The 25,270-nt window shown below is 62.8% G+C and carries 23 protein-coding genes and 1 tRNA gene; 12 read left to right on the top strand and 12 right to left on the bottom strand.

The features are described 5' to 3' along the window. The first annotated feature begins 245 nt into the window (after positions 1-245). The 7 genes from BLS48_RS17860 to yacG all read left to right on the top strand — a co-directional run bounded on the left by BLS48_RS17860 (position 246) and on the right by yacG (position 4,193). Positions 246-680, top strand: coding sequence for a DUF2948 family protein (locus BLS48_RS17860; RefSeq protein WP_091579913.1), 435 nt, complete (start codon positions 246-248; stop codon positions 678-680). Positions 681-687: 7 nt separating this feature from the next. Continuing rightward, entirely contained in the window at positions 688-1,980 is a 1,293-nt protein-coding gene (hisD, locus tag BLS48_RS17855) for a histidinol dehydrogenase (protein WP_091579910.1), read from the top strand. A 6-nt stretch (positions 1,981-1,986) separates the two neighbouring features. Beyond that, the gene (locus BLS48_RS17850) at positions 1,987-2,472 is read left to right on the top strand and encodes a UPF0262 family protein (RefSeq protein WP_091579908.1); all 486 of its coding nucleotides are present in this window, start codon (positions 1,987-1,989) and stop codon (positions 2,470-2,472) included. Then, complete coding sequence (locus tag BLS48_RS17845; protein ID WP_091579905.1) at positions 2,460-2,930, top strand: arsenate-mycothiol transferase ArsC; 471 nt, start codon at positions 2,460-2,462, stop codon at positions 2,928-2,930. Before BLS48_RS17850 ends, BLS48_RS17845 begins: the two co-directional genes overlap by 13 nt. A gap of 199 nt (positions 2,931-3,129) precedes the next feature. Further along, positions 3,130-3,348, top strand: coding sequence for a translation initiation factor IF-1 (gene infA / locus BLS48_RS17840; protein WP_006200926.1), 219 nt, complete (start codon positions 3,130-3,132; stop codon positions 3,346-3,348). A gap of 21 nt (positions 3,349-3,369) precedes the next feature. Continuing rightward, positions 3,370-3,999 carry a Maf-like protein gene (locus BLS48_RS17835; protein WP_091579902.1) on the top strand — a complete coding sequence of 210 codons (630 nt, stop codon included), beginning with the start codon at positions 3,370-3,372 and terminating at the stop codon, positions 3,997-3,999. Continuing rightward, entirely contained in the window at positions 3,996-4,193 is a 198-nt protein-coding gene (gene yacG / locus BLS48_RS17830) for a DNA gyrase inhibitor YacG (RefSeq protein ID WP_091579900.1), read from the top strand. The genes BLS48_RS17835 and yacG overlap by 4 nt, the downstream gene beginning before the upstream one ends. Positions 4,194-4,200: 7 nt before the next feature. Here yacG and melA (BLS48_RS17825) read toward each other — a convergent pair whose 3' ends face one another. The 6 genes from melA (BLS48_RS17825) to melA (BLS48_RS17800) form a co-directional block, all read right to left on the bottom strand. Then, a complete protein-coding gene (melA, locus tag BLS48_RS17825; RefSeq protein WP_091579897.1) occupies positions 4,201-5,571 on the bottom strand; it encodes an alpha-glucosidase/alpha-galactosidase in 1,371 nt (456 codons plus the stop codon). Positions 5,572-5,590: 19 nt separating this feature from the next. Next, positions 5,591-7,258, bottom strand: coding sequence for an ABC transporter ATP-binding protein (locus BLS48_RS17820; protein ID WP_091579894.1), 1,668 nt, complete (start codon positions 7,256-7,258; stop codon positions 5,591-5,593). 10 nt (positions 7,259-7,268) lie between these two features. Beyond that, complete coding sequence (locus BLS48_RS17815) at positions 7,269-8,408, bottom strand: ABC transporter permease (RefSeq protein WP_091579892.1); 1,140 nt, start codon at positions 8,406-8,408, stop codon at positions 7,269-7,271. Then, positions 8,409-9,416, bottom strand: a complete 1,008-nt coding sequence (locus BLS48_RS17810) for an ABC transporter permease (protein ID WP_091579889.1) — start codon at positions 9,414-9,416, stop codon at positions 8,409-8,411. It lies immediately after the preceding gene. Between the two features lie 115 nt (positions 9,417-9,531). Next, positions 9,532-11,616, bottom strand: a complete 2,085-nt coding sequence (locus tag BLS48_RS17805) for an ABC transporter substrate-binding protein (RefSeq protein ID WP_091579887.1) — start codon at positions 11,614-11,616, stop codon at positions 9,532-9,534. A 119-nt stretch (positions 11,617-11,735) separates the two neighbouring features. Beyond that, positions 11,736-13,202: an alpha-glucosidase/alpha-galactosidase gene (gene melA, locus BLS48_RS17800; RefSeq protein WP_091579884.1), complete on the bottom strand. Its 1,467-nt coding sequence runs from the start codon at positions 13,200-13,202 to the stop codon at positions 11,736-11,738. Between the two features lie 213 nt (positions 13,203-13,415). On the opposite strand from melA (BLS48_RS17800), the gene BLS48_RS17795 reads away from it, so the two are divergent. Then, complete coding sequence (locus tag BLS48_RS17795) at positions 13,416-14,324, top strand: AraC family transcriptional regulator (protein WP_167365134.1); 909 nt, start codon at positions 13,416-13,418, stop codon at positions 14,322-14,324. Between the two features lie 72 nt (positions 14,325-14,396). On the opposite strand, the gene BLS48_RS17790 is transcribed toward BLS48_RS17795, so the two are convergent. The 5 genes from BLS48_RS17790 to BLS48_RS17770 all read right to left on the bottom strand — a co-directional run bounded on the left by BLS48_RS17790 (position 14,397) and on the right by BLS48_RS17770 (position 20,817). Continuing rightward, a complete protein-coding gene (locus tag BLS48_RS17790; RefSeq protein WP_091579881.1) occupies positions 14,397-16,427 on the bottom strand; it encodes an aldo/keto reductase in 2,031 nt (676 codons plus the stop codon). A 164-nt stretch (positions 16,428-16,591) separates the two neighbouring features. Then, entirely contained in the window at positions 16,592-17,677 is a 1,086-nt protein-coding gene (locus BLS48_RS17785) for an ABC transporter ATP-binding protein (protein ID WP_091579879.1), read from the bottom strand. 11 nt (positions 17,678-17,688) lie between these two features. Next, positions 17,689-18,525: a carbohydrate ABC transporter permease gene (locus BLS48_RS17780; RefSeq protein ID WP_091579876.1), complete on the bottom strand. Its 837-nt coding sequence runs from the start codon at positions 18,523-18,525 to the stop codon at positions 17,689-17,691. Further along, positions 18,522-19,382 (bottom strand): carbohydrate ABC transporter permease, encoded by an 861-nt coding sequence (locus tag BLS48_RS17775; protein WP_091579873.1) that lies wholly within the window; start codon positions 19,380-19,382, stop codon positions 18,522-18,524. The genes BLS48_RS17780 and BLS48_RS17775 overlap by 4 nt, the downstream gene beginning before the upstream one ends. Before the next feature lie 163 nt (positions 19,383-19,545). Further along, the gene (locus BLS48_RS17770) at positions 19,546-20,817 is read right to left on the bottom strand and encodes an extracellular solute-binding protein (RefSeq protein ID WP_091579871.1); all 1,272 of its coding nucleotides are present in this window, start codon (positions 20,815-20,817) and stop codon (positions 19,546-19,548) included. 85 nt (positions 20,818-20,902) lie between these two features. Between BLS48_RS17770 and BLS48_RS17765 the strand changes: the two genes are divergently transcribed. Continuing rightward, the gene (locus BLS48_RS17765; protein WP_208604632.1) at positions 20,903-21,796 is read left to right on the top strand and encodes a helix-turn-helix domain-containing protein; all 894 of its coding nucleotides are present in this window, start codon (positions 20,903-20,905) and stop codon (positions 21,794-21,796) included. Positions 21,797-22,113: 317 nt separating this feature from the next. Then, positions 22,114-22,189 (top strand) — tRNA-Phe (locus tag BLS48_RS17760). Positions 22,190-22,548: 359 nt separating this feature from the next. On the opposite strand, the gene BLS48_RS35005 is transcribed toward BLS48_RS17760, so the two are convergent. Next, complete coding sequence (locus BLS48_RS35005; RefSeq protein ID WP_143019442.1) at positions 22,549-22,866, bottom strand: hypothetical protein; 318 nt, start codon at positions 22,864-22,866, stop codon at positions 22,549-22,551. Positions 22,867-23,258: 392 nt separating this feature from the next. On the opposite strand from BLS48_RS35005, the gene BLS48_RS17750 reads away from it, so the two are divergent. After that, positions 23,259-24,359 (top strand): DUF4432 family protein, encoded by a 1,101-nt coding sequence (locus tag BLS48_RS17750; protein WP_091579861.1) that lies wholly within the window; start codon positions 23,259-23,261, stop codon positions 24,357-24,359. Positions 24,360-24,607: 248 nt separating this feature from the next. Continuing rightward, positions 24,608-25,048 carry a hypothetical protein gene (locus tag BLS48_RS17745; protein WP_091579856.1) on the top strand — a complete coding sequence of 147 codons (441 nt, stop codon included), beginning with the start codon at positions 24,608-24,610 and terminating at the stop codon, positions 25,046-25,048. Positions 25,049-25,270: the final 222 nt, after the last annotated feature.

The following is a 25,270-nucleotide window of genomic DNA, read 5'->3' as shown; positions in this document are numbered from 1 at the left end:
CTGCAACGTCCGGATATTGGCGAAATCCTTAGTGAGGGCGCACTTCTCCCCGTCACTATACGGGGAGAAGTGCCCGGCAGGGCGATGAGGGGCAGCGCAAACGAAGTTATTGGCGCGGTTGCAGCGAGCGACAAGACCGGCAAATTTCCTGCCCGAGCATGATCTTTTCCGAAAACCGGTTTCCACTTTTCGGGATCATGCTCTAACAGAAGGCTGAACAGTCAACTTTCAGGTGCGAAATCCGCATGAATGCCCTCAAGCTTATCGCGCTCGACGATCAGGACCTGAGCATCGTCTCGGCCCATGTCCAGGACGCCGTGATGAAGGTCTCGGACCTCGAATACCTGCCTGCGGCCAAGCGTTTCGTGCTGACCATGAACCGCTTCGTCTGGGAGGCCAAGACCGGCCTGTTTCGCCGGCATAACGAACGGCGGCAGGCCGTGCTGCATTTCGACCGCGTGCTTGGCGTCAAGACCAACGGCATCGCCCGCGACAAGCCGGGCGAGATCCTGTCCCTGCTGGCGATCAGCTTCATCGAGATCAGCAAGCCGGCCGGCATTGTCGAGCTGATCTTTTCGGGCGGCGGCACCATCATGCTCGATGTGGAGTGCATCGAGGCCCGCCTCGCCGATATCGGCGGCGCCTGGGAAGCCACGTCGCGTCCCGTCCACAAGGCTTGAGCGTCCGATGGCCATTACGCTTCGTCAGTCCGACGCCGATTTCGAGCAGCGTTTCACCGCCTTCCTCCTGACCAAGAGGGAAGTGTCGGCCGATGTCGACGCCGCGGTGCGCGACATCATCGCGCGTGTGCGCGCCGAGGGCGACGCGGCGCTGATCGACTACTCCAGGAGATTCGACCGCGTTGACCTGGAAAACGTCGGGATCGCCGTATCGAAGGACGAGATCGCCAACGCCTATGATGGCGCCGACGCGCTGACCATCGAAGCGCTCAAATTCGCGCGCGACCGTATCCGCGCCCACCATGAACGGCAGCGACCCAAGGACGATCGCTACACCGATGCCGCCGGGGTGGAGCTTGGCTGGCGCTGGACGGCGATCGAGGCCGTCGGGCTCTACGTGCCCGGCGGCACGGCAAGCTATCCGAGTTCGGTGTTGATGAACGCCATACCGGCCAAGGTTGCCGGCGTCGAACGCATCGCGATATGCGTGCCGGCCTCGGGCGGCGCCATCCCGCCGCTGGTGCTGGTCGCGGCCGACATCGCGGGCGTTTCCGAGATCTATCGCGTCGGCGGCGCGCAGGCGATCGCCGCCCTTGCCTATGGCACCGGAACGATCAGGCCGGTGGCCAAGATCGTCGGCCCCGGCAATGCCTATGTCGCGGCGGCCAAACGGCAGGTGTTCGGCACGGTCGGCATCGACATGATCGCCGGGCCATCGGAAGTGCTTGTCGTGGCCGACGGCAACAACGATCCGGACTGGATCGCCGCCGACCTGCTGGCCCAGGCCGAGCACGATGCGTCGGCGCAGTCGATCCTGATCACCGACGATCCGGCTTTCGGCTCGGCGGTTGAACAAGCCGTCGAGCGTCAGCTGCAAAGCCTGTCGCGCGGCGAGACGGCAGCCCGGAGCTGGCGCGATTTCGGCGCGGTCATCCTGGTGCCGACGATCGAGGCGTCGCTGCAGCTGGTCGACCGCATCGCCGCCGAGCATGTCGAACTCGCCATCGACGATGCAGAGGGCTTCCTGTCGCGGATGCGCAATGCCGGTGCCGTCTTTCTCGGCCGCCATACGCCGGAAGCCATCGGCGACTATGTCGGCGGCTCCAACCACGTGCTGCCGACGGCACGCTCGGCGCGCTTCTCGTCGGGCTTGTCCGTCCTCGACTTCGTCAAGCGCACCTCCATCCTCAAGCTTGGACCGGAGCAGCTGCGAATTCTGGCGCCGGCGGCCATCGCGCTGGCCAAGGCGGAAGGCCTTGACGCGCACGGACGCTCCGTCGCCATACGGTTGAACATGTAGGCCATTATGTCGGACTACGATCGAACCCGCGCCAGGCTGATCGATGTCGAACTCGACGAATCGATCGGCCGCTCGACACCCGATGTCGAGCATGAACGCGCGGTGGCGATCTTCGACCTGATCGAGGAGAACAGCTTCCAGCCCGTCAATGACAGTGGCGCCGGGCCCTACCGGCTGAAACTGTCGCTGGCCGAGCAGCGCCTTGTCTTTGCCGTGTCGCGCGAGGACGGCACTCCGGTCGTCACCCACATCCTGTCGCTGACGCCGCTGCGGCGCATCGTGAAGGACTACTACATGATCTGCGAAAGCTACTATGACGCCATCCGCTCCTCGACGCCGAGCCACATCGAGGCGATCGACATGGGGCGCCGCGGTTTGCACAATGAGGGCTCGCAGACACTGATGGACCGGCTGGCCGGCAAGATCGACATCGACTTCGACACGGCGCGCCGGCTGTTCACGCTGGTCTGCGTGCTGCATTGGCGGGGCTAGTCCTGGCACCCGGCGCCCTGCCTCGTTCTATCCTGTTCGTGTGCGGCATGAATGCCGTGCGCTCCCCGATGGCGGAGCAGTTGGCGCGCCGGATGCTGCCCGCCACCATCTTCGTCGCCTCGGCCGGCGTTCGCGCCGGCGAGCGCGACCCGTTCGTCGATGCGGTGCTCGCCGAGGAGGGCCTGTCGCTGGGCGAGCGTCACCCAAGGACGATGGACGATCTCGAGGACGACTATTTCGACCTCATCGTCACGCTGGCGCCGGAAGCGCACCACGCCGCGCTCGAGCTCACCCGCTCGCTCGCCGTCGAAGTCGAATACTGGCCAACGCCGGACCCGACCAATGCCGGCGGCACGCGCGAACAGATCATGGCTAGCTATCGCGACGTGCGCGAGCGGCTGAAGTTGCGCATAGGTCGACGTTTTTTGCTTCCAGAGGCAAAAAACGCGACGGATTAAGCGTGTTCACAAGCGCACGATTATCATATAGGTTCCGCCGAAATTCCGGCTAGAGTCGGATGATTTCAGGTCTGTTCGACCTGAAATCTGAATCCGCCTCTAAACCAAGAAGTAGAGCATGATGTCGTCCGAAAACCGCTTCACACTTTTCGGCATCATGCTCTAGGCGCTGGAACTGCCATCCAAGCAAAGGTATCGAATGCCGAAGGAAGAAGTCCTCGAGTTTCCGGGTGTCGTGACGGAATTGCTGCCCAACGCGATGTTCCGGGTCAAGCTCGAAAACGAACACGAAATCATCGCCCATACGGCCGGCCGCATGCGCAAGAACCGCATCCGCGTGCTGACCGGCGACAAGGTTCTGGTCGAGATGACGCCATACGACCTGACCAAGGGCCGCATCACCTATCGTTTCAAGTAAGCGAAGCCCGGCCGGAGCCCGATGAGCATTTTGCAGAAGCTCGTGCTTGCCTCGGGTTCGCCGCGCCGGATCGAACTGCTGCAGCAGGCCGGCATCGAGCCCGATCGCGTGCTGCCGGCCGATGTCGACGAGACGCCGCTGCGCGCCGAGCATCCCCGCTCGCTGGCCAAGCGGCTGTCGAAGGAAAAGGCCGAGAAGGCGTTCGCGTCGCTGAAGGCCGAAGCCGACTATGCGCCAAGCTTCGTGCTGGCCGCCGACACGGTGGTCGCGGTCGGGCGGCGCATCCTGCCCAAGGCCGAAACCCTCGACGATGCCGCCAACTGCCTCGGGCTGTTGTCCGGCCGCTCGCACCGGGTCTATTCCGGCATCTGCCTGATCACGCCGGGTGGCAGATTGCGCCAGCGGCTGGTCGAGACGCGGGTGCGCTTCAAGCGGCTGCCGCGCGAGGAGATCGACGCCTATGTCGCCTCGGGTGAATGGCGCGGCAAGGCCGGCGGCTACGCCGTCCAGGGTCTCGCGGGCTCGTTCGTCGTCAAGCTGGTCGGCTCCTACACCAACATCGTCGGCCTGCCGCTCTATGAGACAGTGGCGCTGTTGAGCGGCGAGGGCTTCAAGGTGCATGGCGGCTGGCTGGCGGGAATCCGGCCATGAGTTCCGACCCCAAGGTCACGCCCCTGCGCCCAAAGCGCCCCTGCCCCGAATGCGGCAAGCCGTCGGCGCGCGACACCTTTCCGTTCTGCTCGACACGCTGCAAGGACATCGATCTCAACCGCTGGCTGAAGGGCGCCTATGTCATCAGCGCCCGCGACGACGAGGAAGAGCCGGACAACGACGGTCCGAAGTAGGCCACGGTCAAGCGGCCTCGTTCTTCCGGTTGACCCGCGCCCAGGCCGGCACCCAGTCGCCATGAGCGGCGAGAAGCTCGTCGACCAATGACCAGATCTGGTCGAGATCAAGCTCGGCGGCGGTGTGCGGATCCATCATCGCCGCATGGTAGATGTGCTCGCGGTTCTCGGTCATCAGCGCCCGCACAGTCAGTTCCTGTACGTTGATGTTGGTGCGGATCAGCGCGGTCAATTGCGGCGGCAGCTCGCCGATATAGGTCGGCTGGATGCCGGAGGCATCGACCAGACACGGGACTTCGGCGGCGCAATCGCGGGGTAGCGAGGTGATGCAGCCATTGTTGCGGACATTGCCGTAGATCACCGAGGGTTCGCCGGTCCAGACCGAGTTCATGATCGAGGAGGCATATTCCTTCGACTGCTCGACCTCGATGCGGTCGGCCGAGCGATAGGCCTGCGCCTGCCCCTTCCAGCGCTCGATCTGTTCGATGCAGCGCTTGGGATATTCATCGAGCGGGATGCCGTATTTCTCGATCAGGTCCGGGCGCCCCTCCTTGATGAAATAGGGCGTGTATTCAGCGAAATGCTCCGAGCTTTCGGTGACGAAATAGCCCAGCCGCGTCAGCATCTCGTAGCGCACCTTGTTGGGGCAGCGCGGGTTCCAGCCGGGTTTGGGCGCGCGGCCTTCGCGATAGGCGCGCACGAGATCGGGATAGAGGTCACGGTAGGAACCGTCAGGCTGGCGATGCTCGAACTTCAGATAGAAGGCCATGTGGTTGATGCCGGCCGAGCGGTAGCGGATCTCCTCGAAGGGAAGGTCGAGGTCGTGCGCCAGTTCCATCGCCGTGCCCTGGACCGAATGGCAGAGGCCGACCTGCCTGATCGCAGGATATTTCTCTGATATTGCCCAGGTGTTGATCGCCATCGGGTTGACATATTGCAGCATGATCGCCTGCGGGCAGACGGCGAGCATGTCCTCGCAGATCTTCCACAGATGCGGCACGGTCCTCAGGCCCCGCATGATGCCGCCGACGCCGAGCGTGTCGGCGATTGTCTGGCGCAGGTCGTATTTCTTTGGCACTTCGAAGTCGGTGACGGTGCAGGGCTCATAGCCGCCGATCTGGAAGGCGACGACGACGAAGTCGGCGCCCGCCAGAGCCTTGCGCTGGTCGGAGTAGGTCTCGGCCTTCGCCTTGACGCCGAGCGTCGCGATCAGCTTGTTGACGACGATGGCGCTCTCTTCCAGCCGCTGCGGATTGATGTCCATCAGCGCGATCGTCGCGCCCGAAAGCGACGGCCGCTGCAGCACGTCGCCGACAATGTTCTTCATGAACACCGTCGAGCCGGCGCCTATGAAAGTGATCCTTGGATTTCTTGCCATGCTAACCTCCGGCATATGGTCAGGCCACGTCGAAAGCGGCCCTGACGAGCCGTTCGGTGTAGGCGGTCTTGGGATGGGACAGGACGTCGTCGACGGGGCCTTGCTCGACGATCTTGCCGTTCTGCATGACGATGACGCGGTGGCACAGCGCGCGCACCACCTTGAGATCGTGCGAGATGAAGAGATAGCTCAAGCCCCGCTCGTCCTGCAGTTTACGCAGGAGGTCGATGATCTGCGCCTGGACGGAAAGGTCCAGCGCCGATGTCGGTTCGTCGAGCAGGATGAATTCGGGTTCGAGCGCTATGGCGCGGGCGATCGCAATACGTTGGCGCTGGCCGCCGGAGAATTCGTGCGGAAAGCGCGACAGTATATCGCCGGGCATGCCGGCGCTGACCAGCGCGTCGCGCACCCGTTCGACCCGCTCGCGCCGCGTCGCCCCGATGCTGTTGACGATCAGCCCTTCCTCGATGATCTGGCCGATCGTCATGCGCGGGTTGAGCGAGGAGAACGGATCCTGGAAGACGATCTGCATGCGCGAACGCAGCGGCCGCATCTCGGCCCGCGACAGGCCGTGGATCGGCTTGCCGTCGAAACGGATCTCGCCGCGCTTGGCATCGACCAATCTAAGCAGGGTCTGGCCGAAGGTGGTCTTGCCCGAGCCGGACTCGCCGACAAGCCCCAGCGTCTCATGGCGGCGCAGGCTGAGGTCGAGGTCGTCAACGGCGACCAGCTCGCGCCAGTCCGGTTTCAGGAAAGTGCCGTGGCGCAGCATGAAGCAGACGCGCACGCCGCTCGCCTCGAGAATGGTGCCGCAACCTTCCGGCAGCGGTTGCGGCCGTCCGCGCGGCTCCGAGGCCAAAAGCCGCCGCGTATAGGCATGCTGCGGATCGGCGAACAGCCGTTCGGTGACGTTGTGCTCGCACATTTCGCCGTGCTGCATGACATAAACGTAGTCGGAGAATTTGCGCACCACGGTCAGGTCGTGGGTGATCAGGATCACCGCCATGCGCAGCTCTTTCTGCAGGCTGCGGATCAGGTTCAGGATCTGCGCCTGGACGGTGACGTCGAGGGCCGTGGTCGGCTCGTCGGCGATCAGCACATCGGGATTGTTGGCCAGCGCCATGGCGATCATCACCCGCTGGCGCTGACCGCCCGAGAGCTGGTGCGGGTATTGCCTGAGCCGCGCGACGGGGTCGGGAATCTGCACGTGCTGCAAGAGTTCGAGCGCCCGCGCCTGCGCCTGCCTGCGGCCGATCTTGCGATGCACCCTGATCGCCTCGACGATCTGACTGCCGACAGTGTAGATCGGGTTGAGCGAGCTCATCGGCTCCTGGAAGATCATCGAGATGCGGTTGCCGCGCAGCTTGCGCCGCTCGCGCTCGGGGAATTTCAGGATGTTCTGGCCGTCATAACAGATGCTCGACCGGGGCGACACCGTGGCCCGCCGGGACAGCAGCCCCATGACGGCGCGTGCCGTCACCGACTTGCCGGAACCGGATTCGCCGACGATCGCGATCGTTTCGCCACGATAGAGCTGGAACGAGATGTCCTTGACCGCTTCGACGACGCCGTGCTCGACCTTGAAGGCGACTTCGATGTTGCGGGCGTCGATGATGGGCTGGCCCTGGCGTCCGTCATGGTCGTGACGGACGGTTGGCGCGAAGGATTCGGCGAGCGCGACGGTCATTCCTGCCACCTCAATAGGGGTCGACGGCGTCGCGCAGGCCATCGCCGAGCGCGTTGAAGGCAAAGACGGTGACGAGCACGAAACCGACCGGCGACAGGATCCAGGGATAGGTGCCGATGACGGAGTAGGTCGCCGTGTCCTGCAGCATCAGCCCCCACGAGATCAGCGGCGGCTTGACGGCGAAGCCGAGGAACCCGAGGAAGGATTCCAGCAACACCACCGTCGGGATCGCCAGCGTCACCGCGACGATCACATGGCTCATCACATTGGGGAAGATGTGCTGCATGATGATGCGGCGGTCGGTGGCGCCGACCGCCATGGCGGCGCGCACATACTCGATCCGCGCCAGCGCCAGCGTCTTGCCGCGCACCTCGCGCGACATCTGCGCCCAGCCCAATGCCGACATGACGATGATTACGAAGGCGAGGAAGACGTTGGTGGGAGCGGTGACCGGGATCAGCGTCGTCAGCGCCAGATAGAGCGGCAGCTGCGGAAAGGCGAGCACCAGTTCGACGAAGCGCTGCATCCAGACATCGAACCTGCCGCCGAAATAGCCGGAAACCATGCCGACGGTGGTGCCGATGACGGTGATGATGAAGACGACCGTCAGCGCGATCATCAGCGAGACGCGCGAGCCGTGGATGGCGCGCGACAGCACGTCGCGGCCGAACTTGTCGGTGCCGAGGAAATGCACCGGCTCGCCGTCCAATGAGCCGAAGAAGTGCCGATCCGCCGGGACGAGCCCGAACAGCTTGTAGGGCGCGCCATGCACGAAGAAGCCAAGCAGCCTCGGGTGGTCATAGTCGGGGCCGACGACGGGCTGGAAGGTGACCGGATCGAGGTCCGCCGAATCGGACAGCGCATAGACCCGCGGCCGCGCGACGAAATTGCCGTCCTTGTCGTGGAAACTTGGCATTTGCGGCGGCGCGAAGCCGACATCGGTGGCCTTCGGGTCCATCGGTGCCATGAACTCGGCGAACACGGCCATCACCAGCAAAAGCACGACGAGCCAGAGCCCGGCCATGCCGGTCCAGGAGCGCTTCAGCCGGCGCCAGACAAGCGCCATATAGCTCTCATTGCCGCGCGCCGGTTTGATCACGGCGGTTCCCTCGGCGGGCGGTGGCGGCAGCGTTGTGTCGCGGGCCAGCATCTAGCCCTCTCCATACTGGCGGATGCGCGGATCGAGCAGGACGAGCAGCATGTCGGCGACGATGTTGCCGACGATCAGCGTCGCCGACAGCACCATCATGAAGGTGGCGGTGACATAGACGTCGCCGACTGCCATCGAGCCGACGATCGCCGGACCTACGGTCGGCAGCGCGAAGATGATCGCCGTCTCGATCTCGCCGGTGAGCATATAGGGCAGCACGACGCCCTGATACATGACCAGCGGGTGCAGCGCATTGGGCACGGCGTGGCGCATGACGACGGCGGCGCCGGTCAGGCCCTTGGCCCTGGCCGTTTCGACATATTGGGCGTTCAGCGTGTCGAGCAGATTGCCGCGCATGACGCGCATGTTGTAGGCGAGGCCGCCAAAGGTGGCGATCGCCACCACCGGCCAGACATGCTTGACCAGGTCGACGAACTTGGCCCAGGACCATGGCGCGCCGCCATATTGCGGCGAGAAGAAGCTGCCGATCTCCGAGACGTTGAACTGGAAGACCAGGAGATAGACGATGATCAGCGCCATCAGGAAGCGCGGCACCGTCATGCCGAGGAAGGAGATGGCCGACAGCGTCGAGTCAATCCAGGTGTATTGCCGCGTCGCGGCCCATATGCCGAAAGTGATCCCGAGCACCGAGGCTAGCAGATGGCACACCAGCGCCAGAATGAGCGTGCGCGGCAGGCGCTCGCCGACCACGTCGGCGACCGGCTTGTTGTAGTAGAGGCTGTAGCCGAAATCGCCGCGGGTGATGATGCCGCCGATCCAGTTGAGGTACTGGACGGGCAGCGGCTTATCGAGGCCGTGCTCGACGCGATAGGCCTGGGCCTGGGCATCGGCCTCGGCGAAGGAAGCGCCGCCCTGGTTGATCAACTGCGAACGGATGTAGTCGGCATAGTCGCCCGGCGGCGCCTGGATGATGCCAAAGGTGACGAGGCTCAGGATGGCGAGGACCGGTATTGCCGACGCTATGCGCATGAGCAGGAATCGCAACATGGACAGTCCGCTTCCTCATCTCGCCGATCGCGCCCCTTTGGTGCGGCCGGAGGTTGGCTTTGACCGGCCGCGCCAGCGGCGCGACCGGAATTGTCTTGGTCAGGGGAGGTAAACCTTAGTCCATCGGGCCTTTGTCTCCCGGCTTGCCGGGAAGCTCTTGCGGGAACAGTTCGTACTTCGCCTGCCTATCGGCCGCCACAAAGACCCGTTCGCGGATGATCGAATCCTCGGCCCAGTTGAACATGAAGATCGGTGTGCCCTGCGGAATGTTCGAGAAGCGCTTGTTGACGATCAGCGCGCCAGGATATTCCGTCAGGCCGACATTGTAGATGTGTTCCGTCGAGATCTTCTGGAACTGTTTCATCAGACTGGCGCGCTCGTCATTGTCCTCCGACGCGACAAACTTGTTGACGATGTCGACCAAATCTTTCTCGAAGGGCATCAGGTCGACCTCGCCGCTTTCAGGAGCGCGGTGGTTCCAGCTGGTCTTCGGGCCAACGGGAGCAAGCTGTTCGGTGTTCTGCACGACGGAGGTCAGTTCCTGGTCGTTGCGCCGGATCAGCCAGTCGAAGCGGCCGGAATACTGGGAGGCATCGCGCTGGGTGCCGTTGAGGCCGTTGAGCACGACCCGAAGCCCGAGCTTTTCCATTTGGGCAACGACGCCTTCGGCGAGGCTCTTGTCCGTGCCGTAGTCGTTGTTGACCAGCATCACGATCTCGACGTTCTTGCCGCCGGCGGTGCCGGCCGGGAAGTTCACGAAGCCGTCGCCGTCCGTATCCTTGAGGCCGGCCTTGGCGAGTTCCGCCTTGGCGCCCGCGAGGTCGAACGGATAATAGACGGTCGACTTGCGGTCATAGAAGCTGGTGCCCGAGGAGAAGCCGCCGGGATAGATGGCGGTGAACGGCCCCTTGACCAGCGAGTCGCCGAGCGCCTTGCGGTCGAGCGCCATGGTAACGGCCTTGCGGAAGTCCTCGTTGCGGTTGAGCTCACGGATCGCCTGTCCGCGCTCGTCCGGGTTGCCCCAGCCATTGGCGGAGAAATTCATGCGCAGATTGTAGCCGATGAGCCGCGGGCCGAAGGCAAGGCGCGCGGGGGCATTCGCTTCCGCCGCACGCTTCAGCGAGGCGACGAAGTTTTCCGGCTGCTCCAGGTTCGAGAAATCGCCCGAGCCGGCGACCGCCTGGACGTCGCGGTCGGCCCAGGTCGACAGCTTGTACTGCAGTTCGTTGAGGTAAGGCAGCTGGTTGCCCTTCTCGTCGACCTTCCAGTAGTAGGGGTTGCGGCGCATGACGATGATGTCGTCAGGCCGATACTCGACCGGCACCCAGGCTCCCATGACAGGCATGTTCATATATTCCGGCGGGAAGGCGTTCTTGAACTGCTCGTAGGTGTTCTTCGAATATTTCGGGTGCTGCGGCTTCAATATGTGCGCGGGGCCGGGACAGAAGGTGCCGTAGGCCATCGCATAGAGATATTGTTTGGGGAACGCTTCCTTGAAGGTCCACTCGACGGTGTAGTCGTCGATCTTCTTCAGCGTCGTGCCGACGCCGAAGGTCTCCTGCGTCGCGCCGTTCAGCGGCGAAACATTCGGGTCGACCACCTCGTCGTCCCAGTAGAACATGACATCGTCGGCGTTGAAGGGGACGCCGTCCGACCATTTCGCACCCTCGACCAGGTGCATCGTCAGTGTGTGGCCGTCCTTCGACCAGTCCCAGCCCCTGGCCAGGTTCGGCAGCGGCTCGGTGTCCTTGGCTTCGACCTGGAACAGCGGCGCCGTGCGTGTCAGGCATTCGGAAAGGCCGATATCGATGCCACCCCAGCCTTGAGTCTGGCCGGCGCCATAGTTCCAGCCTTCCGGCCGCCCGCCAATGACATGACGCATCGTATCGCCATAGACGCCGATGCCGTCAGGCATGTTGGCCGTCTTGAAGACCAGCGGCTCTTTCGGCAGCCTGTCTTTCACCGGCGGCAGCTTTCCGGTCTTGACGTATTTCTCGGTGACCCAGTCCGGCTCGTGATATTGCGGCAGCGCCTTGAACTCCAGGATGGAGTCGCGCGCCACATAGTGGATCTTGCCCTCCGCCGGAAAGGTTGCCGGCGCCGGCGGGACCGTGGGCTCGGAAGCGTATGCGTTCAGTGCCGCAGCCGAGGCGCCCAGCGCCAGTCCGGCAGCAAGGCCGATATTGCGTACATTCCTCACTGTCTCTCTCCCTCTTGTTTGTTCCGGAGCGTTTGCACCTGCTCCGCTTCTCCTCGAATTCGAAACGGCTTCGTCGCGGCGAACCTGCCTCCCGCAGGTCCGTCGCCGCGCATGAGGTTTCAGCTGGCCTGTTTCAGTGCGGCCTTTTCGGCGCGCAATTCCTCGATCGAGCGGACGCTGCGCCGTGCGGCGCCCGCCCAATCACGGGTCTTCACCCCCGATGTCGACAGCCGTTCCCTGGCGGCCGGAAGCGCATGGGCGTATTGCGGCAGCCAGGCCGCCTGGGCGACGACCATTTCGTCGACCATCTGCCAGACCTCCTCCGGGGTCGAAACCGCGCCGACCAGCGGGTCATGCAGCACGGCGAGCTTCAAGAGATCGATGTCGCCAGCGATCGCGGCGTGCACCGACATGCGCTGGACATTGATAGACGCGATGCAGGTGGCGGCGCAGGCTTCTGGCAGCGTGATACCGGCGGCCATGTTGATACCGAAGCGATCGACGAAGCCGGGCGACTCGATGATGGCGTCCTGCGGCAGATTGGTGATCACGCCATTGTTCCTGACGTTGAAGTGGCCGCGATAGACGCGGTTGGTCTCCAGCGCCTCCAATATGTGGCTGGCATGCTCGTTGGAGCGCTTCGAAGGATCGATCGGCTTCGATGCCGCTTCGAGGAACTGCGGATATTCCGTTTCGAACCAGTTGCGAGTTTCCGTGGAGTAGCGGAGATAGCCGCCGGTCTCGCCATGGATCCAGTCGGACATGTCGATCCAGCGCGTGATCTCGTCGGGGCGCTTGCGGTACCAGGGCAGATACTCGGACAGATGGCCGTTGCTTTCGGTCGAATAGACGCCGAAGCGCTTCAAGACATCGATGCGCAGCTTTTCCTGCTGCGAATAGACCGGATGCGCCTCGAAGGCGGCAACCAGCTCGTCCTTGCCGATCTTGCGGCCGTTGAGCCGCAGATCGATGAACCAGGTCTGATGGTTTATGCCGGAACAGACATAGTCGAGCTCCTGCCTGGACTTCGCACCCAGCACCTCGGCGATCTGCTCGGCGCCGTGCTGGACGCCATGGCAGAGGCCCACCGTGTCGACCTTGCCGTATTCGATCGCCGCCCAGGTGTTCATCGCCATCGGGTTGGCATAATTTAAGAATTTGGCGTTCGTCTCGGCGACCTCGCGTATGTCCTTGCAGAAATCCAGGATCACCGGAATGTTGCGCTGGCCATAGAGAATGCCGCCGGCGCAGATCGTGTCGCCGACGCATTGGTCGATGCCATACTTGAGGGGAATGCGGATGTCGTCGGCATAGGCTTCGAGGCCGCCGACCCGCACGCAGCTGATGACATAGCGTGCGCCTTCGAGCGCCTTGCGGCGCTCAGTCGTCGCCGTCACCCTGGTCGGCAATCCGTTGGCCTCGACGATCCTGTCGAGGATCGCCTTGATCATCTGAAGATTGTGCTCGCTGACGTCGGTCAGCGCGAATTCGATATCCTTGAATTCGGACACGCACAGAATGTCGGTGAACAGCTTCTTGGTGAAGCCGACGCTGCCGGCACCGATGATAGCGATTTTGAAACTCATCAGCCGCACCTCATTTTATTCGAATGACAGACAGGAAATGACAGCAGTGGATTGCAGCCACATGCGATGACATGTGTGGGGGACAAGCCGGATTCCGGCCTGCCAACCACCCTATCCGCTCCTCGCCTGCGGATCTCTCTCGCTTTTCGTGGGCGATTATGCGCTTATTCGTGAGCGCGACCAGAGAAGGATTATGCTTTCAAGGGTAATTTTGTGCTGCAGGATTTGATCGCCAACGGACAATCGATGCGAACGATCTCGCTGCCACGCGGCGGCCAGCGCCTGCACGCCATGCCGACAAGCACGGGCTATGAAGTGCGCGAGGATGAAACCTATGACTGGGACGGGCGCAGGCGCGGCCAGACACCGTTCACCGTGCTCCAGCACACGATCAGCGGAACCGGCCAGTTGCGCTACGAGAACCGCAACTACCGTCTGCAAAAGGGTGACACGTTGCTGGTGCTGGTGCCGCACAACCACCGCTACTGGCTGGCCAGGGACGAGCGCTGGGAATATTTCTGGATCTCGATGAACGGCGAGGAGGCGCTGCGCATCCACAAATCGATCCTCGGCACCTCGAGCCCGGTGTTTCGGCTGCAGCCGGCGACGATCGATCATCTTGCCGATTGCAGCCTGCGCCTCATCAAGGGGGCCGCTTCGCCGGGTGCTGCCTCCGCCGTCGCCTACGAGGCCGCGATGGCGCTCTATGACGATGTGTTCGGCTCACATGCCTTTGCTGAGAAACAGAGCGCCATGCAGCCGGTCATCGATCACATCAATGCCAATCTCGACGGGCCGCTGCCGGTGGCGGACCTCGTCCAGATCAGTGGCCTGAGCCGTGCCCATTTCTCACGTTGTTTCGCCGAGAGCGAGGGTCTGCCGCCGGCTGAGTTCGTGCTGCAGCAGCGCCTGCAGCGCGCGGCGAAGCTGCTGACCAGGGCCGATTTCCTACCGGTGAAGGAAGTCGCCATCCTGTGCGGGTTCGAGGACGCGAACTATTTTTCGAAGGTCTTCCGCCGCTGCTACGGCATCACGCCCAGCCAGTTCCGCACCACCGGCATGTACGCCAGCATGAGAAGCCCGGCCCGACGCGGCGTCAGCGTGCCTGACGAAGAGACCTGACGCCGCCGCTTTGGGTCCTTGTTTTATGCATGTCTTTATCCCAAACCGCTGCGCACTTTTGGGCGACATGCATTAGGCCGCGTGCCGGCTGCCGCCGTCCAGCCACTCGAGATCGGCCGGCGAAAGCGTGATGTCGAGTGCGCGCAGGCTGTCGTCCAGTTCGCCCAGCGTACGGGGCCCGATCAATGGAACCGACGGGAAAGACTGATTGAGCACATAGGCCAGCGCGATATGGATCGGGCTCTTGCCCAGTCGCGCGGCAAGCTCGATCGCCCTGTCGCGGCGACCGAAATTCCGCTCCGAATACCAGACCCGCACCAGTTCCTCGCTGTCGCGCCTGTCGCGCCCGGCGCGATCGGTGAAGAAGCCACGGCCCTGGCTCGACCAGGCGAAATTCGGCATCTGCCGAGATGTCAGCCAGGCCTTCCACGCATCGGTGGAGGAGGTGACGCAGCCGGCCCAGATCGGCTCCAGCATTTCGGCCAGCGAGAAATTGTTGGAAAGCGCGCAGGGCTTCTGCTTGCCGGTGCGTTCGGCATAGGCGATCGCCTCGTCCATGCGTTCCATCGTCCAGTTCGAGCCGCCGAACGGACCACGGATGCGGCCCGCCTTGACCTCGCGATCCATGGCATCGACGAATTCGCCGACCGGCACGTCCGGATTGTCGCGATGCATGAAGTAGATATCGACATGATCGGTTTGCAGCCGGTCGAGCGACTGGGCAAGCTGCTTGCCGATCACGTCGGGATAGCAGAGCGGCGAGTGCGCGCCCTTGGCGATGATCACCGATTGCTCGCGCACGCCACGGTTTTTCAGCCACTGGCCAAGCAGCGTCTCGGTATAACCGGCGCCATAGACATAGCCGGTATCGAAAAGATTGCCGCCGGCTTCGAAAAAGGCATCGAGCAGGATCGACCCCGAGGAGAATGTGCGGAAATCCTCGAAGCCGAGCGCTACGACCGACGCCGGCTTCGACAGGCCCGGTATCATGCGCTTGCCGATCGCCGTGCCGCCGGACCGCAAAGGCCGGCCGGAGATGGTGTTGGTGCGCAGCGGGGCCTTCTCGATCTCATACTCCAGCCCCACCGCCGCGCGCCATCTGTCGAGGACTCGCAAGGTGCCGAGACTGTCGGCCCACGCCATGCCCGGCCAGGCGAACTCCTGCCGCCCGGCGAGGATGGCGTCACCGGCAGCGTCGACCTCGAAAGAATAGACATGGCGCTTCTCGTTGACGCTGATGGTCTCGCGCGAGCCGTCCGATCCGATCACGTCGATCCGGCCGAGGCCGACATCGCGGTCGCCGCCGGCGAACCAGAAGTCCGGTACCTCGATACGGCCTTTGGTGCCGAAGATCCTGAGCACATTGTCCTGATTGAGCGAGATGCTGCAGGACACCTCGGCAATGATGCCGCCCGGAAAGTGCAGCAGCGCCGAGGCCCATTCGTCGACGCCGGACTGGCCGAGATGGGCCGCGCCAACCACCTTGTCCGGCTCGGCGAAGGGGAGGCCCGCCGCCGCCCCGGCAATCAGCCGCGCCATCGACACCGGATAGCCGCCGACATCCAGGATGCCGCCGCCGGCGAGATCGTTGGCATAGAGCCGGTGCTCCGGCATGAAGCCCGGCATGGCAAAGCCGAAGCTCGACTTGATCATCCTGATGTCGCCGATGATGCCGGACCTGATCAATTCCACCAGCTTCAGCGTCTGCGGATGCAGCCGGTACATGAAGGCTTCGCCGAGAAAGGTGCCGGCCTTGCGCGCGGCATGGATCATGGCGTCGGCCTCGAAGGCGGTCAGCCCAAGCGGCTTTTCGCACAGCACATGCTTTCCCGCTTCCGCCGCCCTGATCGCCCATTGCGCGTGACCGGGATGCGGTATCGAGATGTAGACGGCATCGATGGCGGGATCGGCGAGCAGCGCATCATAACCGTCAAGGATGCGGGCGCCGGGAAAGGTCTCGGCGAGGCCCGATTTGCCGGGATTGCGCGCGCCGATGGCGGCGAGCACACCGTTGCGCGAGCCGGCGACGCCGCCGGCGAAGGCCTTGGCGATGCCGCCCGGTCCGAGAATACCCCAGCGGATTTTTCCTGGTTCGGAATTCATTTGGATCTCCCTGAATCGCCACGACGCATTGCGACCGGGCAAAGAAAAGTTTGAGTTTCATACATGTCGTTGCCCCAAAACCGCTGCGCACTTTTGGGCGACATGCATCCTGGTTCATACATGTCGTTGCCCCAAAACCGCTGCGCACTTTTGGGCGACATGCATCAGCGTATCCGTGCGCCTGAGGTGTCGAAGAGAAGCGACCGGCCGGCCTTGATCGAGACCACCAGATGATCGCCGCTCGCCCGCTGCCGCGAGGCCTCGCGCTCGATGATCAGTTCCTCCGGCCCGGCATTGGCATAGACATAGCTCACCGAGCCGAGATGCTCGGCAACGTCGGCCCGGACCGGTATGTCGCAGTCGCCCTCGCCGGCCTCGCCGAAATGCTCCGGCCGCACGCCAAGAACGACATCCGCGCCGACAGCAGGCGGCGCGCCCGAAAGCGATTTGCGCAGCCGGGCTCCGCTGTGGTTGAGAAGCTCGACCACCGCCACGTCCTTCTCCGTTGCGACGACCTTAGCCGCCATGAAATTCATCTTCGGCGAGCCGACAAAGCCGGCGACGAAGCGATTGGCCGGATCGTCGTAGAGATCGAGCGGCGCGCCGATCTGCTCGATATTGCCGGCATTGAGCACGACGATCCTGTCGGCCAGCGTCATCGCTTCGGTCTGGTCGTGCGTGACATAGATCATCGTGACGCCGAGCTCCTTGTGCAGCCGCGCGATCTCGATCCGCATCTGCACCCTCAGCTCGGCGTCGAGATTGGAGAGCGGCTCATCGAAGAGGAATACCTGCGGTTCGCGCACGATGGCGCGGCCGATGGCGACACGCTGGCGCTGACCGCCGGAGAGTTTGCGCGGACGCCGGTCCATCAGTTCGCTGATGCGCAGGATCCCGGCCGCCCGCTTCACCCGCCGTTCGGTGTCAGCCTTGGGATTGCCGGTCATGCGCAGCCCGAAAGAGAGGTTCTGCTCGACGGTCATGTGCGGATAGAGCGCGTAGGATTGGAAGACCATGGCGATGCCGCGGTCGGCCGGCTCGACATCGTTCACCACCTTGCCGCCGATGGCGATCTCGCCGCCGCTGATATCCTCGAGCCCGGCGATCATCCTGAGCAGCGTGGACTTGCCGCAACCGGAGGGGCCGACGAAGACAACGAATTCGCCGTCCTTGACGTCGATGTTGGCGCCATGGACGACCTCGAAGGCGCCGAAGCGCTTGACGACATTGTTGAGCGTGACGGTCGCCATGCTTGTCCTGTCTATTTGATGGCGCCGGCGGCGATGCCGGCGATGAAATGACGCTGCAGGAGCACGAAGACGATGAGCATCGGCACCGTCAGCATCACCGCACCGGCCATGATGCCGCCCCACGACACCTTGGTGAGGCCGATCAGGGTGCCGAGCGCCACCGGCGCCGTCATCGAACCCGGCTGGCTGTTGATCAAAAGCGGCCACAGGTAATTGTTCCAGGAAGCGAGGAAGAGGATAATGGCGAGCGCCGCCAGCATCGGCCGCGCCAACGGCAGCGCGACGAAAAGGAAGATACGCCACTCCTTCACCCCCTCGACGCGCGCCGCGTCGAACAGATCGTCCGGCATCATCGAGAAGCTCTGCCGCATGAACAGCACGCCGAGCGAATTGAACAGCGGCGGCACGATCAGCGCCACCCAGGTGTTGGCGAGCTTGAAGTCGCGCGCCACCATGATGAATTGCGGGATCAGCACCACCGCGTAGGGAAGCGTGATGGTGCCGAGGATGATGGCAACAACCACGCCCTTGCCGAAGAACTGGTAACGAGCCAGCGCCCAGCCGGCCATCGACGTCAGCAGCACCGACAGGAAGGTATAGGTCACCGCCACCGAGACCGAAATGCCGATGGCGCCGACGAAGTCGGTGTCACGCTGCAGATTGTTGAAATTGTCGATGAAATTGCCGTGCGGCAAAAGCTCGATACCGGGGCTGAAGATGCCATTGTCCGGCATGGTGGAGAACACCACCATCATCCACAGCGGAAACAGCCAGATCAGCGCCAGCGGCGTGAGGAAGAGATGCAGCGCGATGCTGCGTCTTAGCCTGGCGGCGGACAGCGAACTCATTGCTTTTCCCTCGTCAGCCACAGTTGTACCAGCGTGATTGCGATCGCCAGGCCGGCCATTGTGTAGGCAACGGCGGAGGCGTAGCCGAAATTGAGCGACCGAAAACCCTGGCGGTAGAGCAGCAGGCCGAGCGTTTCGGTGCCGCCGCCCGGTCCGCCGCGCTCGGTGATCAGGAACGGCTCGGTGAACAGCTGCATGGTGCCGATGATCGACAGCACGAGGCAGAACACGACGACCGGCTTCAAGAGCGGCAAGGTGATGAAGAAGAATTGTTTGAGCTTGCTGACGCGGTCGAGTGTTGCCGCCTCGTAGACATCCTCGGGAATGGACTGCATGCCGGCGAGCAGGATGATGGCATTATAGCCGGCCCAGCGCCAGGTGACCGCGATCATGATCAGTGCCATCGCCGGCGTGACGTTGGAAAACCAGTCGACGCTGGGCAGGCCGACACTGTTCAGCAATTTGTTGATGATGCCGAAATTGAGGTTGAACATCAGCCGGAACACCGCCGAATAGGCGACCTCGCCGACCACGACCGGGGCAAAAAAGGCGAAGCGGAACAGGCCCCTCGCCTTCAGGAGCGGCGAGTTCAAGAGCACCGCCATCACCATGGCCAGGGTGATCATCACCGGAACCTGGATGACGAGGATGAGCAGCGTGTTCTTCAGCGCGTTGAAGAAAGCCGGATCTCCGATCAGCCGGCCCCAGTTGAAGGCGGGCGCGAACCGCCATGGCACGGTGCGCGTCGCCTGGAATGAGATCAGGAACGAGCTGATGATCGGCCATACCCAGAAAACGGCAAAGATCAGCAGATAGGGCGTGAGGAAGCGATAGGCCGTGGCATTGCGGTTGCGCATCTTCCTCCTCCTTCTCTCGTCGGCGTTTCCAGCTGTGGCCCCCACGGCAGCGAGAGCCGGCCTGTCAGAAAATGCAAGCCATCACAGGTTACGCGAGGCGAAACCCACAGGGCTGCGGTCGGGTCCGGGCGGCACGGCTGCCCTCCGGACCCGACTTGGGAGCTCATGACTTGACTGGCAGCCCGGTCGCCGCGGCGATCTGGTTGGCGGCATCGTCGAGCGCGGCCTTGGCGTCGGCATAGCCACCGGCAAGATATTTGGTCTGCACCGCGCGAACGATGATTTCGGCATCGCTCTGGAACTGCGTGCCACGGCTGGGGACGACCTTGGGCAAGGTGCCGAGAATGTCCTTCCACACCGCCTGGCCACCCCAGTAGGGCAGGCCTTGCGAGACGTAGGGGTCATTGAGCGCCGACACCAGCGAGGGCACCAGGCCGAATTCCTTCAGCATGGTGATCTGGCCTTCATTGGTTCCGAGCGTGTATTTCAAATAGGCGTAGGCGGCTTCCTTGTTCTTCGACGCCGACGTGATGGCCAGCGAGGACCCGCCGAGATTGGCCGCGCGCGGCCCGTCGGCGGTGAGGCTTGGCATCAGATAGACGCCCCATTTGCCGTTCTCTCCGGCCGATTCGGTGCGAATGGTGCCTTCGTACCAGCCACCATAGATCTGGGTGGCGACGGTGCCGGCGGTGTTGTTGGTGATCTTGGTGCCCCAGTCGGCGGAGGAAACGATGCCCGCATCCTTCATCTCCTTGACCTTGGTCATGGCATCGACGCATTTGGGCTGGTTGACCGTGATCGTTTGTCCATCGGCGGCGAAATAGGCGCAGCCCTGTTCATTGGAGATCATGCGGAAGAATTCCGAGTCGCCGTTGAAATCGGCGTTGGTCATCGAGACGCCCGGATTGGCGGCCTGGATCTTCTTGCCGGCGGCGATGAAATCATCCCAGGTCTTGATCGAGGCCGGGTCGACGCCGGCCTTTTCGTAGAAGTCGCGGCGATAGAACGCGGCAACCGGCCCCGAATCCCACGGCATCGCATAGGCCTTGTCGCCGACTTCGAGCTCGGTGCGCTTGAAGTCTGGGAATTTCGCCTGATCCTCAGCGCTATAGCCCAGCGTATGAAGGTCGACAAAGCAGTCTGGGAACTGGCTCCAGTAATTCTCGGCCTCGCCGTTCTCGATGGTGACGATGTCAGGCAGGCCGACACCGCCGGCGGCGCAGCCGGCGATCGACTTGTCGTAGGTCGGCTGGTTGCCGAGGTCCTGGACCGTCACCTTGATGTCGGGGAATTGCTTGTTGAAGCCGGCAACGGTCGCCTTCAACGATGACGCGGCGATGTTCCAGCTCCAGATGGTGATTTCGCCGGATTGCGCAAAGGCCGGGGCTGAGCCCAGGGCAAGCGCGAGCGCGGCGCAGGTCATTGTGATGCGCATTGAAATCCTCCCATTTCATTTGCTCTCTCACTGTGAGCATGGCTAGACTATGCAGTGGGCAGGGCCTGTCGCCGTCAAAGGGAATATGAAATTGGCGGAAAGTAAGATGCCGGAGCGGCCGTTTTACCAGCCAGGCGCCAGCAGCGTGGAAGGCCTGCCGCTATTGCTGCAGATGTTTCACACCAATCCTCTGGTGATGCTCAAACCGCACTGGCACGCCCAGGTCGAGGTGAACTTCATTGTGCGCGGCAGCGTGCATTACCGCATGAATGACCACGAGATTTCGCTTTCAGCCGGCGAGATGTGCCTGTTCTGGGGCGGTCTACCCCACCAGATGGACGACCTGTCCGACGACGCCATCTATGCCGGAGCGCATCTGCCGCTGGTGCATTTCTTCCGGCTCCACCTGCCCACGGATATAAGGCATCGGTTGATGACAGGTGCAACGCTGGTGAGCGGCGCCACCGACCAATCCGACCACCATAATTTCGAGCGCTGGAACCGCTACGCTCGGTCTGGTGACCATGCCAAGGCAGAACACGCCGTCAACGAATTGCTGCTGCGGCTGGAGCGGGTGCGGTTCGAGCCTTATCGGCTGGTGCCTGAAACCGCGGCGGGGCAGGAAACGGGCAGCCCCTTCGATCAGCAGTCGTCGCGCAATGTCGGGCGCATGTGCGATTTCATCGCCGAGAACTTCCTCTACGACATTGATTGCGTGAACATAGCGGCCGCCGCCGACATCCATCCCAAATACGCGATGAGCCTGTTCAAGAAATCGACCGGCATGACGCTCAACGAATATGTCAACCTGTTGCGGCTGAGCTACGCGCAGGCGCTGCTGATGCATCAGGATGCCAATGTGCTGCGCGTCGCCATGGACTCGGGCTTCGGCTCGCTCAGCGCCTTCAACAAATCGTTCCGCAAGCTGGCCGGCATGTCGCCGTCCGATTTTCGCAGGGGCGTGTCCGGCGCCAGATAGGCTCGACGACCAGGCGCTTGTCCGGCACCGCGAACGGGGCGCCTCAATGGTCGGCCAAGAGACCGGCCACGTCATTGCGGGCCGCGATGGCGACATGGAAAAGGACGCCGATGGCCGAAACACGACCAAGCCGCGCGCCATTCCGGCTGGAGAACCAGCATGGAACCGACCCACTACAGGGCATCTCTTTTCCTGTCTGAAATCGCCACCTAAGCGCTGGACAGGCCGAATTCCCGTGCTATAACCCACGCGCTTTCAAGGGGCGCCGTCGGCGCTTCCGCGAAATCCGGTGCACGAGATTTCGTTTGCCGGAACAGGCCCAGATAGCTCAGTTGGTAGAGCAGCGGATTGAAAATCCGCGTGTCGGTGGTTCGAATCCGCCTCTGGGCACCATCATTTTCCAAAACGAAATCAGACACTTAAGCAAGCGCCAAATTGTCGTTTGCAGGCGCGTCGTGTTGCAAACGGCTAGCGTTGATTGCAAAGGGTTTCCGGCAATTGTCGGCAGATCCATGCGACATGAACGCCACATGAAAGCCCGCCACCGTGAGGCAGCGGGTCCGAAAGCGATGGCAGCAGCGAACCTGCGGCATGTCGGCGCGTTCTCTCGTGTGGCCAGACATTCCCGATCATTGCCTGGAGCGGGTTGAGGCGAGCAAGCTCACGATCGCAATGACAGCCCGTCTCCAGGGAGCCCTCCCGTGGGACGGCGGGCTCCCTGGAGACGCCAAGTTGGCGACACCAATGAAGTGCTATCCCTGGGTGCGAGTGGTGCCATTCTCCCAGCTACCAAAATGGTGTGCCGGCGGCGGCCGATCGGTGCTTCGCCCTTGGTCTGATCCACAACCCATCTCAATGATTCCAACGAGCGCGTGGACAAACTCGACCATATCGTTTGCGGTGATGGCTGCCTTGTCGGGACTTTGCCCAATGTGCTCGGCGGCTGCGCAACATGAGCGGCGAATGAGATCGTAGTGCAAATCCCTTTCATCCTCCGGCAACGCCGCCAATTTCATGGCTCGGCGATGAATCAATCGCAGCAATTGTTCAAGAGCTGCTCCGGCACTCATGCGTTTGCTCCGCATTGGTCGAGCGTCCCGGCGCTCCAAGGGCGCGCGTCGGAACGTCGATGAGGAGGTGTTTCCCGCCCCCGCGGGAAAGCCTGCATCACAGCCGTTAATATATCGTTTCTTGCTAATATAAGACACTTCGCTGAAGCCGCCCTTGCACAGAGCAGCGCAAGGCGCCTCCTGAGAAATCGTTGATGTCATCTCTATGTGAGCAGCGGCGACAAAAAGGCCCGCCACCGTGAGGCACGCCTCGAGCGCAAATCGCCTCTGGGCGCCATCCCTTTCCAAAACGAATTGCAAACCGGCCCTGCCGTTGATTTCCGGACGTTTCCTGCGACTATCGGCAAGTCCATGCAACCCGAACGCAGTCCGCGCGCGCGGAGGTCGAAACAATGTCCCCCGAGCATTCAGATCACGTCTTCATCGACCTCGTGCCGGAGCAGTTTGGCCCGTCGGAAACAGTCATCGCACGATATGCCGGACTCGTCGCCAAGGCCTTTCGCTTCCGGTCTGGCGTCGCCGGTCTTCGGATCAGCGGCGAAAAGGGCGAAATCGTCATGCTGCCGTTCCAGGGCCAGCAAATCTGGGACGCGACATTCCTCAGCCGCTCCTTGACCATGCGCTCGATGTTCGACGAGCCGGTTGGCACCCGCGACTATCTCTCCAACTACGGCGCGTTCTTGCTTCACTGCGGCGCAACCGCGATGGGTAACCCGGGGCCGAATGACAGCCACCCGCTTCACGGCGACCTGCCCAATGCGCCCTACAGAGATGTGCAACTCATAGTCGGGAATAATTCGGAAGGGCCTTTCATGGCCCTGACCGGCCGCTGCCGCCAGACCGTCGCCTTCAGCCACGACTATGTGATGAAGCCGACCGTGCTGCTGCAACGCGATGCCACCAGTGTGGCCGTCGACATCGTCATCGAGAACCGGAAGCACTCGCCCATGGAACTGATGTATCTGGCGCACATCAATTTCAGGCCGGCGGATGGCGGGCGTCTGGTCGACAGCGTGGCCGACGATCGCGCCGACATCGTCGTGCGCCAGGTGCTTCCGCCATTTTTCACGCCGAGCGAAAGCTACCTTGCCTACCGCGACGCGATTGTCGCTGATCCCTCGCGCCATCGCAAATTGACCAAGGGCGAGCCGATCGACCCTGAACTCGTGCTGACGATGAAGGCAAAGGCGGATACCGAGGGCTGGGCGCACGCCTTGCAGGTCCATCCGGACCAGACGGCGGATTTCGTCAGCTTTCGTCCTGCCGAGCTCAACTATGCCGTGCGCTGGATCACGCGCGGCGCCGACCAGGATGCGCTTGGGCTGGTACTGCCGGCGACCGCCGAACCCGACGGCTATCTCGCGGCGAAGGAAAGAGGCCGCCTGGTTCACGTCGCGCCGGGGGGAATATTTCGCTGTGCCCTGCGCTTTGGCGCGATGAACAGGGACGCAGCCGCAAAACAAGAGCAGGCCATTGCGAAGATGAGGGGCTGAAGGCACCTGGCCGGTGCCGGAACGGGCCCAGAGAGCTCAGCCTGCAAGACAGCGGCTTGAAAATCCGCATGGCGGTGGTTCGAATCGCCTCTTATCCCATCCCCATCGAGATGATGGCGATCGCTCCCGACACCTCACAGATCGCCGAGCGAAACGACTTTGCTCGCATCGGGTCGCCAGCGGATTTGATTTGCTTGGTGATCCCCCAACCTTAGGGCAAACTGCCTGCCGGGGCTGCAGGAGGAGAAATGAGAGCACGCGCAGCAACGCTTGGGGATCTGGAGGATGTCTTTCGTGATCTGTCCAAGCGGATGTCGGACGAGTACGCGGCGGCCGGCAAGGACAGCAAGATCGCTTACGACAATCTGATGATGAACTTGAAGGAAGGCCGCGCTCACGCGCTTGTCGAGGGCGAGAAAGCCGTGGCGATCATCGCCTGGCACGAGAACGGCGACGCCGCCGATACGTTGTTCGCCGCGCAGGAGGATTTCTTCCGGGCCTCGACCGTCCGCTTCTGCAAGCGGCACATCCGCCACATCCAGGCGCTCGCCGGCAACCTCCCCATTCACTCGCGCAGTTGGCTGCAGGGACCTGACGTCGCCAGATGGTTCCGCGTGATCGGTTACATCGAGCAGGGTCGGGAGAATGGAGCCACTCTCTTCGAACTGCCGCCGGCTCGCCCCAGCTAAGGAACCCCGGCTGGTAGAGGTCTTCCTCCTTGCCGCAAACGCGGCCTGCACCTCGCCATCGCCCGCGCAAATTCATCGATACGGGTCACCGTCTTCGGCTCCAGGCTAGGCGGCCTTATGGACTGCTCAGCAAGCTGCTTGCGCCAAGCGTCGATTGGCGGGATGTTATAGGAGGGCAACCGGGGGCAAACCGGCACGCCGAGATCGATATGGCTGCTGGAA

Source organism: Mesorhizobium qingshengii (assembly GCF_900103325.1).
GTDB classification, from domain to species: Bacteria; Pseudomonadota; Alphaproteobacteria; order Rhizobiales; family Rhizobiaceae; genus Mesorhizobium; species Mesorhizobium qingshengii.
The sequence above is the reverse complement of the archived record's forward strand: the minus strand, read 5'-3'. Positions and strand labels throughout refer to the sequence as shown.